General features: G+C 71.2%; 11 protein-coding genes. 6 read left to right on the top strand and 5 right to left on the bottom strand.

Annotated features, from left to right (window positions below; all coding sequences use genetic code 11):
- The first annotated feature begins 24 nt into the window (after positions 1-24).
- From eccD to ACIA77_RS09025, 6 genes are read left to right on the top strand one after another with little or no spacing between them, the layout of a single operon-like run.
- Entirely contained in the window at positions 25-1401 is a 1377-nt protein-coding gene (gene eccD / locus ACIA77_RS09050; protein WP_395885631.1) for a type VII secretion integral membrane protein EccD, read from the top strand.
- Positions 1402-1419: 18 nt separating this feature from the next.
- Complete coding sequence (locus ACIA77_RS09045) at positions 1420-1686, top strand: type VII secretion protein EccB (protein WP_395885246.1); 267 nt, start codon at positions 1420-1422, stop codon at positions 1684-1686.
- Between the two features lie 57 nt (positions 1687-1743).
- Entirely contained in the window at positions 1744-5478 is a 3735-nt protein-coding gene (locus ACIA77_RS09040) for a hypothetical protein (protein ID WP_395885245.1), read from the top strand.
- Between the two features lie 19 nt (positions 5479-5497).
- Positions 5498-8803, top strand: a complete 3306-nt coding sequence (locus ACIA77_RS09035) for a right-handed parallel beta-helix repeat-containing protein (protein ID WP_395885244.1) — start codon at positions 5498-5500, stop codon at positions 8801-8803.
- Between the two features lie 15 nt (positions 8804-8818).
- The gene (locus ACIA77_RS09030; RefSeq protein ID WP_395885243.1) at positions 8819-9208 is read left to right on the top strand and encodes a YbaB/EbfC family nucleoid-associated protein; all 390 of its coding nucleotides are present in this window, start codon (positions 8819-8821) and stop codon (positions 9206-9208) included.
- Positions 9205-9642: a hypothetical protein gene (locus tag ACIA77_RS09025; RefSeq protein WP_395885242.1), complete on the top strand. Its 438-nt coding sequence runs from the start codon at positions 9205-9207 to the stop codon at positions 9640-9642. Before ACIA77_RS09030 ends, ACIA77_RS09025 begins: the two co-directional genes overlap by 4 nt.
- A gap of 79 nt (positions 9643-9721) precedes the next feature.
- Here the strand turns inward: ACIA77_RS09025 and ACIA77_RS09020 are convergent, their stop codons facing one another.
- From ACIA77_RS09020 to ACIA77_RS09000, 5 genes are all read right to left on the bottom strand, one after another.
- Positions 9722-10135 carry a hypothetical protein gene (locus ACIA77_RS09020; RefSeq protein ID WP_395885241.1) on the bottom strand — a complete coding sequence of 138 codons (414 nt, stop codon included), beginning with the start codon at positions 10133-10135 and terminating at the stop codon, positions 9722-9724.
- A 942-nt stretch (positions 10136-11077) separates the two neighbouring features.
- Positions 11078-11974 (bottom strand): hypothetical protein, encoded by an 897-nt coding sequence (locus tag ACIA77_RS09015; protein WP_395885240.1) that lies wholly within the window; start codon positions 11972-11974, stop codon positions 11078-11080.
- A gap of 105 nt (positions 11975-12079) precedes the next feature.
- Positions 12080-12478, bottom strand: a complete 399-nt coding sequence (locus ACIA77_RS09010; protein ID WP_395885239.1) for a hypothetical protein — start codon at positions 12476-12478, stop codon at positions 12080-12082.
- 27 nt (positions 12479-12505) lie between these two features.
- A complete protein-coding gene (locus ACIA77_RS09005) occupies positions 12506-13027 on the bottom strand; it encodes a hypothetical protein (protein ID WP_395885238.1) in 522 nt (173 codons plus the stop codon).
- Positions 13028-13474, bottom strand: a complete 447-nt coding sequence (locus tag ACIA77_RS09000; protein WP_395885237.1) for a hypothetical protein — start codon at positions 13472-13474, stop codon at positions 13028-13030.
- Positions 13475-13701 lie beyond the last annotated feature (227 nt).

The raw sequence follows: 13701 nt of genomic DNA, 5'->3' as shown, positions 1-13701 counted from the left end.
TGGAAGGAGCGGACGTTGACGACCATGCAGGGCGAGCTCTGCCGCATCACGGTGTACGGGCCGCAGGGCCGCGCCGATCTGGCCGTGCCGATGTCGGTGCCGCTCACGAGCCTGCTCCCGGTGCTGCTGCGCCACACCGGCGGCCGCGAGGACCTCGCCGAGACGTGGGTGCTGCAGCGCCTCGGTGAGGCCCCGCTCGACGCGGCGGGCACGCCGGAGTCGCTGGACTGGAAGGAGGGCGAGGAGTTCCACCTGCGCCCGCGCCAGGACCCGCTGCCGGAGCTGGACTTCGACGACATCGCCGACGGCATGGCCACGGCGGTGAGCCGCCGGCCGGGCCGGTGGAAGCCCGAGTTCAACCGCTGGCTGTTCCTCGGCTTCGCGATCTTCGCGCAGGCCGTGCTGGCGTGGGTGCTGCTCATGCCCGGTTCGCTCGGCCTGTCGTCGATCGGGTCCGCGGTCGTCGCGCTCGGCCTGCTCGTGGCCGCGGTGGCGTGCGGGGTCCGGTCGGACGACCAGGCGCTGCTCCTGCTGCTCGGCCTCGGCGGCTGCGGTTTCGCGGGCGTCGCCGGAGCCGTGGGCGTGGCCGGGCTCGACGCGGCGTTCGACCTGCAGGGCGCGCCGGTCCTCGTCGGCTCGCTGACCTTCGCCCTCGCGGGCGGCCTGGCGATCGGCGGGCGCGCCGCGTGGTCACCGGGGCTGCCGTTCGTGCCGTTCGGCACGGTCGTGGCGATCGGCGTCGCCGGCGCGATCGCGATGTGGCTGCACCTCGGCGCCGGGTTCACCACGGTGCAGACGGCCGGGCTCGTCTCGACCGTCCTCATCGGATTCATGGTGTTCGCGCCGCGCGTCGGGATCCGGTTCGCTCGCATCCGCGGGCCGCAGCTGCCGCGCACCGCCACCGAGCTGCAGTACGACATCGAGCCCGCGCCCGCCGAGCAGATGGTGAAGCAGACCGGCTACGCCGACGGGTACCTCACGATCTTCTCGATCGCTTCGGCGGTGGTGTTCACCTGCGCGTTCCCGTTCCTGGCCGAGCAGGACCTGTTCCCGAAACTGCTGGCGTTCCTGGTCTCCGCGGCGGTGCTGATGCGCTCGCGCGCGCTGCTCGGCGCGTGGCAGCGGGTGCCGCTGGCCGCCGCCGGCTCGATCGGGCTGGTGCTGCTCGCGCTGTCGCTGATCGCGCCGCTCGAGCCCAGCTGGCGCGGCACCTCGGCGGCCGGCCTGATCCTGGTGTTCTTCCTGCTGGTGCTGGCGATGCTGCGGCCGCCGCCGCGGCGCCTGCTGCCGATCTGGGGCCACCTCGCCAACTGGACCGAGACGTTGAGCGCGGTGGCGGTGATCCCGATCCTGCTGCAGCTCTACGGGGTCTACGGCTGGGCCGTCGGGCTCACGGCGTGAACGGGGTGAGCTGAAGTGGTGCAGACGCAGAAGGATCACGTCGAGGCGTACTCGTTCCTCATCGGACGGATGACCTCGGCGCTCGTGCTCGGCGACGCGAGCCACCTCGACGTCCCGGCGAAGCGGGCCTGGACGGGCCTGCTGGTCGGGGTCGCGCTGGCCCTGCTGATCGCGGTCGGGTTCTTCGTCTACGGCCTGATCGCGCACCACACCGGCGGCAGCGCGCCGTCCGCACCGGCGGGGGTGCCCGGCGGGCCCCAGCACACCGTGCGCCACGTGACCTGAACCGACCACTGTGGACATGACCGGCAGGCCCGGCGCGGGCCGTCAGGAAGGACGAAGGTGACCATGGACCTCTCGCTCGTGCGTCGCGGGACCGGTGCTTCGGGTGCCACCCTCGACAAGCAGACCGTCGGGAACGCGCTCGTCGTCCACCCCGCGTCCGGGATGACCGACGAGGCCCAGGCGCTGGCGCTGGGCGTCGCGGCCGACACCGAGCACGACCTGGTGGTCGTGGACCTGCCGGTCGATTCGCCGATCGCGCTGTGGGAGTCGGTGGCGAAGGTCCTGCCGCGCCGCCGCCGCGGCGTGCGGCTCGTGATCGGCGGGCGTTCGCGGGAGACGTCGGCGCTGGCCGGGCAGTGGCTGTCGGAGCGGATCAACCGCACCGTCGTCGCGCCCGACGGTTCCGTGATCCCGAGCGCCGGTGGCGCCCTGTTCGTCCACTCCGGACGCGGCAGCGGCTGGGTGAAGTTCCAGCCGGGCCGCCCGCCGAAGTGGGAGGCCAAACGCTTCCCGCGCCCGGCGTGGGACTCCGGCCTCACGGCGGAGCTCACGTCCACCAGCTCCCGCGGCGTCGCCGAACCGCTGCCCGGCGGGCTGTGGGTGCGTCCGGTCGGCTTCGACCAGCAGCAGCGCGCGCACCGCGCCGCGCTGGTCAAGGGCCTGCCCGCGCAGCACGACACGATGGCCATCGTGCTCGGCTGTCCCGGCAGCCCACCCCTGACGCTCGACGATGCGGCCCGCCTGTGGGTGCGCCTGCCCGAGAGCGTCCGCGCGAACGCCCGCTTCGTCCAGTACGGCCCGATGTCCGTGCCCGCCGGCACGACCCTGGGCCAGGCGCTGGCCGACCTGCTGGGTAAGGAGGTCGCGTTCTACAGCGGCCTGCCCGTCGGCTCGGCGCAGCTGCTCGACGTGCGCACCGTACTCTTCGACGGCCGCCTCGGCTGGACCACCTTCGCCCGCGAGATCGGCTACCAGCCGCGCTCGGCGCAGGGCGCGCCCGCCCCGATGCCGCGGCTGATCAGCCACCGGGCGCCGATCCACGGGCTCCAGGAAATCGCGCCCGCCGTGTACTGGTACTCGCCGGACGCCGTGATCGAGGTCGTGCAGTCGGGCCTGCTGGTGCGCTCGCCGTGCGAAGGCCGCGACACCCCGGCCGTGCGCGCGATAACGCTCGACACCTCCGTCAACAACCTCACGTTCGACGCCGAGGGCGACGATTCCGTCGTCCGCATGCGCACGCTGGCCGAAGACCTGCTGGCCCGCCTCGACGAGCACACGCGCCGCATGAGCCGCGTCCTGCCGGCGACCGCGCTGCTCGCCGAACGCTCGCGTAGCCAGGCCCCCACCAAGGCCCTCGCCGAAATCAGCCAGGGCGACCCGGCCCCCGCACTGGCCGAGCCGCGCCCGACGGAGGTCGTCGTCCCGCGCGCCTACCGGCCCGCCGCGGAGCTCGAGGTCGAGGCCACGCCGGAGCCCGCTCTGCTGCGCGCCGAGCCCACGATCACCCAGCGCCTCGACCCGGGCCTCGGCCTGCCGAACGCGCTGGCCACCGTCAACTCGCCGATCACGATCACCTCGGCGCGGCCCCCGCTGGTCCCTCCCCCCGCCGAGCTCGCGGGGACGCCGGCACCGCCGCGCTCCCCCGGCGGTCGCCACGCCGCGCCGGCTGGGCCGGAGAAGAAGGCTGCGGAGACGCCCGCGGACGGGAAGGTCGAAGCGCCGGAGGCTCTCGCGGGTTCTGAGGAGGAGAAGTCCCAGCAGCAGAACGGTTCCGCCGGTTCGGCCGTGCCGGTTCCTCCAGCTGTTTCTCCGGCTGGTGGGGAAGGCCCCGTGGCGGAGAAGTCCGGGCAGAACACGGGCTCGGCCGGCCCGACCACGCCTTCGGCCGGATTCGCCGTCGCCGGGGCCGGCCGGTTTGCCGGTCCCGCGGCGCCGGTTTCTCCGGCTGGTGTGGAAGCGCCCGCAGCGGAGGAGTCCCGGCAGCGGCGCGGTTCGGCCGAGCCGGCCACGGGTTCGGCTGGATCCGGCGTTGCCGGGGTCGGTGGGTTGGCCGGTCCCGCCGCGCCGGTTTCTCCGGCTGGTGTGGATGCCCCCATGGCGGAGAAGTCCCAGCAGCAGAGCGGCTCAGCCGAGCCGGCCACGCCTTCGGCCGGATCCGGCGTCGCTGAAGGCGGCAGGTTCGCTGGCCCGGCCGCACTGGTTCCGCCCTTGCCCGCGCCCGGGGCGGAGGAGTCCCTGCAGCAGAATGGCTCGGCGGGCCCGGCCACGCCTTCGGCCGGATCTGGCGTTGCCGGAGGCGGCGGGTTCGCTGGTCCGGCCGTGCTGGTTCCTCAGGCTGGTGTGGATGCCCCCGCGGCGGAGGAGTCCCGGCAGCGGCGCGGCTCGGCCGAGCCGGCGACGCCTTCGGCGGGATCCGGCGTTGCCGGAGGCGGCGGGTTTGCCGGTCCGGCCGTGCTGGTTCCTCAGGCTGGTGTGGAAGCGCCCGCGGCGGAGGAGTCCCTGCAGGAGAATGGCTCGGCGGGCCCGGCCACGCCTTCTGCCGGATCCGGCGTCGCCGGAGGCGGCGGGTTCGCTGGCCCGGGCGCGCCGGTTCCTCCGGCTGTTCCTCAGGCTGGCGCGGAAGGCCCCGCAGCAGAGAAGCCGGGCGCCGATGCGAAGACACCGAGCGGAGTCGCCGATCCGGGTGCGCCGGTGCCGGCCGCTGTTCCGCCTGCCGGGTTCGCCGGCCCCGCCGCGCCGATTCCGCCCGCCGCGCCGCCGGCCGGGATGCCGTCGCTGCCCGGAGGCGGGCCCGTGACCCCGCCGGCCCTGCCGCCGGTGGCCACGCCGCCCGTGGGGGTGCCGCCCGCCGCGACCCCGCCCGCCGGAGTGTCGCCGGTGTCGTCCACTGTGGAAGCACCGAAGGGCCCGGAACCGGCGGAGAGCGAAAAGCCCGCGCAGCCTGAGGTCGTCGAGCAGCCCGTTGAGCCGGTGCCGAGTGCGAGGGGCGAAGCGCGCCTCCAGCCCACCCCCGGTGCCGAAGCGACGGCGCTGCTCCCGAAGCGCGGCGCCGAGAAGGAGCGCGAGTGGCTGCGCAAGTCCCTCGGCGCCGAGTACGGCCTGATGTCCAACGCCGCCGCGCGGATCCTGTCCCAGCACCCCGGTTTCCAGGGCGCGCTGTCCACTTCGACGGCCGAGGTGCTGACCGACGCGGTGGCCGTGCAGCTGTACCTGTCGGTGAAGGGCGCGGCCATCGACGGCGGCCTGCGGACCGGCGCCAACGGCCCGCACGTGCCGATCGCGCGCTGCGTGGTGGCGGGGTTGAGCCGGCTGCCGTCGCACCGGGGGCCGGCGACGTTCGCGGCGAACCTGGCCCAGGGCGAATGGGAGCTGTACCGGTCGCAGAAGGTTGTGACCGAATGGGGTTTCCTCAACACGCTCACGCAGCCGACGTCCACTCTGGACGGTGACACCGACGTGCTGGTCTGGTCGATCACGGCGCGGCGCACGAAGCTGCTGGAACCCGCCCAGGGCGGGGTGGAGAACCGGGTGCTGTTCGTACCCGGCACGAGTTTCAAGGTGCTGGAGCTGCGCGAGCCCGCCGAGGGCTTGCGCGGGCTGGTGCTGCTGCGGGAACTGACGTCGAGCGAGGTGGACGAGACGGGCAAGGTCGCGTCCGACCGGATCTCGCTCGACGAACTGGCGCTGGTGTCGCTGCGCCGGGAGCTCGAGGTGTGGGCCGAGGCCGACGGCCGCGCGCCGATCGACGAGGTGGCCGCGCCGCGGTTCGGGGCGCTCCCGGGACTGGTCTGAGGGTGGAGAGGCGGATTCGATGAACCGACAGTTGCTCGTGGTCGCCGGTGATCGGGCGGGGGCGTACCCGACCATCGGCGCCGCGCTGGCGCAGGCGCAGCCGGGGGCGACGATCAGCGTGCACCCGGGCCGTTACGAGGAGAACCTCGTGGTGGACCGCATGGTGTCGCTGGTCGCCGAGCGGGGCGCGGGCACCGTCGAGGTCGTGGCGAGCGAGGGCAGCGTGCTCGTCGCCAACGCCGAAGCGGTGCAGCTGAGCGGGTTCACGCTCACCACCACCGACGCGAACCTCGTGGCCGTCGACGTCGTGCGCGGCGAGGCGGCGCTGGACGACTGCCGGATCTCCGGGGCTTCGTGGGCGACGCTGCTCGCGCGGCTGCAGGGCCAGCTGGCGCTGCGCGGCTGCACTGTCACGAGCACGGCGGGGGCCGGCGTGGTCGTCGCGTCGCCGGCGCAGAGCACGATCGAGGACACGGAGATCACCGACGCCGCGTCGTCCGGGATCGTGGTGGCCGAGGTCGGCTCCGTGGTGCTGCGCCGCTGCGTGGTGCGCCGTCCGCAGGGCAACGGGATCTGCGTGAACGGCGAGGCCGTCGCGGTCGTCGAGAACTGCGAGATCACCGGCGCGCAGAAGCCCGCGATGGTCGTGGAGCAGCAGGGCCGCGCCACGATCACCGGACTGACCGTGCGCGAGAGCGCCAACGTCGACCTCTACCTCACCAGCCAGGGCCGCGTGTCCGTGGCGAGCTCGCAGTTCCTGTCCGCGCCGATGCAGGCCGCGCACGTGGCCGCATCGGCAGCGCCGCTGCTGCGCGAGTGCGTGTTCTCCGGCGCGGAGCGCAACGCCGTGCAGGCGACGGCGAACGCGGCACCGCAGTTCGTGGACTGCACGTTCGAGGGCTCGCCCGTCGCGATCCTGGTGGACGGCGAGGCGACGCCGAAGTTCGAACGCGCGACCGTGCGCGGCTCCACCCAGACCGCCGTCGTGGTCAGCGCCGATTCGGCCGTGACGATCAACGGCTTGCGGCTCACCGTCGAAAGCGGGCCTGGCATCGTCCTTTCCGGACAGTCGCGGCTGGAGCTGGCCGACGCGTCGCTCGAGACGGGCCGCGAACTCGGCCTGGACGTCACGGAGTCGGCGGGCCTGACCGTGTCCGACATCCGCGTGGGCTCCAGCGCCGAGCACGCCGTGGTGCTGGGGGCGAGCGCGCCGTCGTCGCTCACCTCCGTGCTCGTGCGCGGCGCGGGCCTGAAGGTCGCGGGCACGGCCGAGAACTCGTTGCAGGACTGCGAAATCGCCGAGCCGGACGCCGACGGGATCACCGTCGCGCCCGGCGCCGTGCTCACGGCTTCCCGCTGCCGGGTGCGCGGGGCCCGGCGCACCGGGGTGGTGCTGCAGGACGGTTCGCGCGCGTCGCTCGTCGAGTGCGAGGTGCTGGGTGCGGGTGAGGACGGGTTCCGCGTGGACACGCGCGAGCCGGTGACGATCCGCGACTGCGTGGTCAACGACGCGGGCGGCGAGTCCGTGCGCCGGCTCGAGGACGACCAGGCGAGCGTCGAGAACGTGAGCACCGACCAGGTGCGCGGTGCTCTGTCCGTCGGGCTGCCCGCGATCCCGGACCAGCCCTCCGAGCAGACCGTGAGCGACGCCGCGGGTGAGGTGCTCGACGGGCCGCTGGGCGAGCTCGAGTCGCTGGTGGGCCTCTCGGGGGTGAAGAAGGAGGTCACGGGCCTCATCAACCTCATCAAGATGTCACAGATGCGCGAGCGCATGGGCCTGCCGATGCCGCCGATGAGCCGCCACCTCGTGTTCGCGGGCCCGCCCGGCACCGGTAAGACGACGGTCGCGCGGCTCTACGGCACCGTGCTCGCGGAGCTGGGCATCCTGTCGAAGGGCCACATGATCGAGGTCGCGCGCCAGGACCTGGTCGGCCAGTACATCGGTTCGACGGCGATCAAGACCACCGAGGTGGTCGAGAAGGCCATCGGCGGGGTGCTGTTCATCGACGAGGCCTACACGCTGGCCGCGGGCACGGGCGGGTCCGGTCCGGACTTCGGCCAGGAAGCCATCGACGCGCTGATGAAGATCATGGAAGACCAGCGCGATTCGCTGGTCGTGATCGTCGCGGGCTACTCCGAGCAGATGGAGCAGTTCCTGCAGTCGAACCCCGGGCTGGCGTCGCGGTTCACGCGCACGATCGAGTTCCCGAACTACAGCGTCGACGAACTCGTCACCATCACCACGGGCCTCACGCGCAAGCACTACTACGAGCTGACCGACGACGCGATCGGTGCGCTGCGCGAGTACTTCGAGCGCGTGCCGAAGGATTCGACGTTCGGCAACGGCCGCGTCGCCCGCAAGCTGTTCGAGGCCATGGTGAACAACCAGGCGTCGCGGCTGGCGCTGCACCCGCCGTCGAAGGATTCGGAGCTCAACCGGCTCACCGCCGACGACCTGGGCGCGGAGCTCTCGCAGCTGCCGGCGGCGGCCGCCTCGGCGATCTCGGTGGGGTCGGACCCCCAGGCGGCGGTCGGTGCGAGCACCGGCTGGAACCGGCTGCGGAACCTCGTCGGCCAGCTGTCGGTGCGGGAGAGCGCGCAGGCCCAGCTGGTTCGGCTGGGTGCGCTCAAGCAGGAGCGCCAGCCGTTGGGGCACTTGGCCAACCTCGTGATCAGCGGCGAACGCGGCTCCGGGCGCGCCGAGTTCGCGAAGCTCTACGCGCTGAGCCTGGCCGAGCTGGGGCTGGTGAGCGTCGGGCAGCTCGTGCGCTGCTCCGTGGCCGCGGATCTGTACCCGCGCTGGCCGGGGCAGGCCGAGCACCTCGTGCGCACGGCGCTGGACGACGCGAGCGGCGGGGTGCTCGTGCTCGATGTGGACGGTGACTGGGAGATCGCTCCGCACAGCTCGGGAGCCGAGGTCGTGGAGGCCGTCGCGGAGGCGGTGACACGGCGTCCGGCCGACCCGGTTGTGGTGCTGACCGGCGAGACGCGGCGTGTGGCGGACCTGCTGGGGCTGGTGCCATCCCTGCGGAGCTCGTTCACCGTCGGCTGGGAGCTCGGTGAGTACACAGTGGACGAACTGGCCGAGGCCGCCGTGCGGCTGCTGGTGCGCCGGGGCCACGACGTGCCCGATGACGTCCGCGACGCGCTGGGACACGAGCTGGCCGCGGCGTCGGAGCACACCGTGTACGCGGCGCACGAACTCGCGCGGACGCTGTCGATCGCGGCGGCTTCGCGCACGCTCGCGGCTGCCGACCTGCGCGGCATCCGCCCGCCCGAGACCGGAGCGCTGGCGCTGGGCCCCGGCCTGGCGTCGGTTGGCTGAGGTAGGAGGTAATCGATGAACGCGCCTTACCAGAAGATGTTGGAAGAAGCACTTGGGGCGTACCAACGGCAACGCGAGCGCTACGACGAGACCCGCAAGCACGTCGAGGCGCTCACCACCACCGTCACGTCGGCGCGGCGCGAGGTGACCGCGACGGTGTCGCGCACCGGCGAGCTGACGGACCTCTCGTTCCCCACCCCCGCGTACAAGCGGATGGCGCCGGCCGAGCTGGCGTCGGTGATCGTGAAGACCGTGGAGGAGGCGCGGCAGAAGTCGATTTCGGCGTCGGCCGAGGCGCTGGCGCCGATGCTGCCGCCGGGGCTGGACGCGCAGGACCTGGTGAACGGCCGCGTGGACGTGCGGTCGTTGTTCTCGGGACGGGTTCCCGGAATGGAGGAGTCGTGAGCGACGAGTTCTTCGTGGACGCCGACGGGCTCACCAGCAGCTCGAGCGGGTTCACCCAGAAGGCGGGCGAGCTGCACAACCTCGCGCAGCGCATCCACGACCTGGCGCAGCCGGGCCGGGTACTGGCCGCGACGGGCGACGACAAGAACGGCAAGAACTTCGCCAACGTGCACCTCGAGGCCGTGGGCAAGATCTTCACCGGGGTCGACGCGTGGGCCAAGGCGGTGGACGGCACGGCGGGCGCGGTGCGGGACACGGCCGACTCGTTCCGCGACGTCGACGAGGCCGCGACTAGGGCGGCTTCGCAGCTGTGGACGGCGTTCTCGCAGCTCAACGTGGACGCCGGTGGTGGCGGAGGTGGTGGGAACGCGCCGTTGGAGCCGGCGACGTTCCACCCGCTGGAGAAGCAGACGCCGCAGAAGCCGGCGAAGTGAGTTCCTAGCTCTTTCGGTGCCGTTGAGGAGGTGAACCCGCGATGAGCCTGATGGTGGATCCGAGCCTGAACTGGATCTTCTACATCATCGCGGGTGACGCCTGGCCGCAGGGCGACGAGGACGCGATGCGCGCGCTGGCCGACGAGTGGGACGACGTCGCCCAGCGCATCGCCGACGCCGGCACCGGCTTCAACCAGCTCGCGGAGCGCGTGGCCGCCAACGTCGGCGGCGACGTGCAGAAGAACTTCCTCGACTTCGCCACGAAGCTGGGCACGATGGGCGAGCAGTTCATCGCGAGCGCGCAGGCCCAGGCGCAGGCGTTGCGGCAGCAGGCGCTGGACGTCGAGAAGTCCAAGTACAGCATGCTGATCGCGATCGCGGTCACGGCGGCCGACATCATCTGGGCGCTGTCGAACCCGTTCACGATGCCGCTCGTGCCGGAGATCTTCGCGATGGGCCGCACGGCGATCGTCGAGATCGAGCGGACGCTCATGCAGCGCCTGATGAACCTCGCCGCGCACCTCGCGATGGCCACCGCGGAGGAAGCGGCGGAGGAGATCGCGGAAGAGATGCTCGCGCAGATCATCCAGATCGCGCAAGGCAACCGCCACGGCCTCGACGGCAAGGACATCTGGCAGTCCGGCGTGCTGGGCGGCATCGGCGGCGCGTTCGCCCACAACTTCCACGGCGCGCTCAACAAGCTCGACGGCAAGTTCGGCACGAAGTTCGGCAAGAACGTCTTCGGCGCCGCCGCCAACGAAGCCACCACCGAGGTCGTCGTCGGCGGCGCCGGCGCGGCCCTGTTCGGCGGCGACACCGACAGCCTCGGCTGGGGCGCCCTCAACGGCGGCCTCTCCGGCGCCGCCACCCACGGCGCCCACCACGCCGGCCAGCACCTCCACGACAAGTTCACCGGCGGCGACGGGCCGACCGCGAAGGGGCCGAATGGTGCTGGTGATCTGGGGGATGTTGGTGGGTTGGGGAATTCGAACATCACTCTGTCGGTACCTCCGCCACCTGCTGCTGGGGGTAGTGGCGGTGCCGGAGGTAGTGGCGGAAGCAGTGGCGCTGGCGGCACCGGCGCTGCCGGCGGTACTGGTGATGGCGGCGAAACCGGTGGTGGTGCCAACGGCGCAGCTGCCAACACCGGCGGCGGTGATACCGGCGGCAGCGCGAACACCGGCACCGGTGCCAACCACGGCACTGGCCCGAGCAACAGCAGCGCCAACAACAACGGCCCCGACAGCTCTGGCGGCGCCACAAACACCAATGGCGTGAACACGGGCGGCGACACCGGCACGAACACCGGCAGTGGTGCGAACTCTGGTACCGCCACAAACACCAATGGCGCGAACACCAACACCGATGCGAGCTCAACCGCCGGAGCGAACACCGGCGCAGGCACCAACACAGACGGCGGCACGAACTCCGGCGGTCACACCGGAGCCTCCAACTCCAACGGCACCAACCCCAACACGGCCTCCACCAACACCGCCACAAACAACTCCAACACCCACAACCCAGGCACCACCGCCGGCGACACCGGTTCGACCGCCAACCCGAACCCAGGCACATCCAACACCGGCTCAACCAGCGGCATCACCAACACCGAGACCACTGACACGAACACCAACACCGGCACTGACAACACCGGCACCACAGCAAACCCGAACACCACCACTGACACCTCCGGCACGAACACCACCGGCGGTGGCAACCCGCACACAGGCGCCGACAACACAAGTTCGACCACCGCGACCAACACCGGCAACACGGGCGCCGGAACCACCGGTACCAACAGTTCGAGCTCGAACACCACGACCGGCCCCGGCTCGAACACCGCGACCAACACCGGCGGACCCAACAACATCAGCACCAACCACCTCGGTGCGAACAACACCAGTCCTGGTAGCAGCGACACCAACATTGGTGCGAATAACACCAGCGTCGGCGACACCGGTGGCAACCACACTGGCGCAAATAACCTCGGCGCGAATAACACCAGTTCTGGCAACATCGGCACCAACACTGGTCCGAATAGCACCAGTCCCGGCGACACTGGTGTCAACCGCACTGGTGCGAACAACATCAGCTCGAACACCACCGGTCCTGGTAGCACCGGAACCAGCACCGGTGCGAATAACACCAGTGCCGGCAACACTGGCGCCAACCACACCGGACTTGGCAACACAGGCAGCAACACCGGTGCGAATAACATCAGCAGTGGCAACAACGATGCCACCACTGGTGCGAATAGCACCGGGCTGAACAACACCGGCACGAACACCGGGAACACTCCGGTTCCGCCACCGCAGGCGAGCTCGGTGAGCACGGGTGGACCCGCCCCCTCGCCGGTCACCAGTGGTAGCGAGGTGACTCCTCCACCAGCCGACGGAGGCAACCACTCGGCCACACCGCCCCCAGTTTCGGTAGGGGATCACTCAGCCACGCCCCCGCCCACCTCGAACTCCCACAGCGACCCCGGTCTCCCGGGCTTCGGCGGGAACCAGAACACCAATACCACCCCGAACACCAGCGCGAACCCCAACACCAGCACCGGCCCGATCATCGGCCCGAATACCACCGGCCCGAACACCACTGCAGGTTCGAATACGAACAGCACCGCGGGGCCGACCACCACCGGGAACCCCAGTACCAACATCACCGCCGGTTCGAACACCACTGCGGGTCCGAATACGAACAGCGCGGTGGGTCCGAGCACCACCGCTGGGCCCAACGGCGCAGCCAACCCGAACACCAATGTCAATTCGGGTTCGAATACGAACACGGGCCCGAACGGCCCCACGAGTCCGAGCACCAACACCAACACCAACACCGGCTCGAACCCGCGGGTGGGTGGGGATCAGAACGCCGGCTCCTCCTCGAACACTGACCCAGGTGCCAAGAACGGCCCTGCCACCACCGCCGGCCCAACGCCGGCGAAGTCGGTGCCGCCGCCGGTGGCGGGGAGTGTCGGCGGCGTCAAGGCGACCTCGGGGCCTGGGTCGAACATCTCGGTCAACCCGAACACCAGCACCAACGCCTCGACCGTAACCCCCACCAACACCCCTGCCTCGACATCACCCGCGCCGAACACCACCCTCGCGCCAGCAAGCAACACCAGCTCGCCGACCTCCGCGCCGACACCGAACATCGGTTCGCCGAACCCGGCGCCGAAAACCAACAGCGCGACAAAGGCCGACACCTCGACGAAGTCGGACCCGGCCACGACCTCCGACACCAACCCGAGCCCGAACGCCTCCCCAACACCAGCACCGAAGCTCAACACCACACCGACGCCCGCCCCCACCACTGCACTCAACACCAAGCCGACGCCCGCACCCGAACCCAAGGCCACCCCCCACCCGACGCCGAACGCGGACACTCAGGCCACTCCCGGCCCGGCAACCAACACGAACCCGGACTCCAAAACCGACGTCGGCAGCGACACGAAGACCAACTCGAACGTCGACCTCAAGACCAGCGCGAACCCCAACACCAACACGGCCGTCGACCCCGAAACCAGCGCCAACACCGGCACGAACATCGATCCCGAGACCACCTCAAAGATCGATTCCAAGGCCAACACGGATCTCAAGATCGGCGCGAACACTGATTCGAAGACCGGCACCGAGCCCGACCTGATCCCGTCTTCGTCTCCCGCGATCAAGACTGGCACCACCACTGACATCGGCAGCGACCCGAACCACGGCGGCAACGTCGGCCCGAAGGGCAGCGCGGACCCCAAGACCAGTTCAGATCGGAAGACCGGCACGAACGCCGACTCGAAGATCGGCACCGACCCCAAGACCACCAACAACACCAACCCCAAGCCCAGCACAAAAACCGGCCCAACCCCGGCTCCCTCGCCCGCAGTAAAGACCCACCGCGGACGCCCAACCCCGCACCCCGACCCCAAGCGAAACACCACCACCAACCCAACCCCCCACGTCCGCCCAGTGCGGTTCTCCGCGTCCCACGCCCCTCCGAAGCCGAAGCCCGACACCCCTGCGAAAGCCCACCAGAACTCGGGCCAGTCGCCGAAACGGTTGCCCGGGC

It is taken from the genome of Amycolatopsis sp. NPDC051903 (assembly GCF_044452505.1).
Lineage (GTDB): Bacteria > Actinomycetota > Actinomycetes > Mycobacteriales > Pseudonocardiaceae > Amycolatopsis.
Note: the sequence above shows the minus strand (reverse complement) of the source record. Positions and strands in the feature narration are given on the sequence as shown.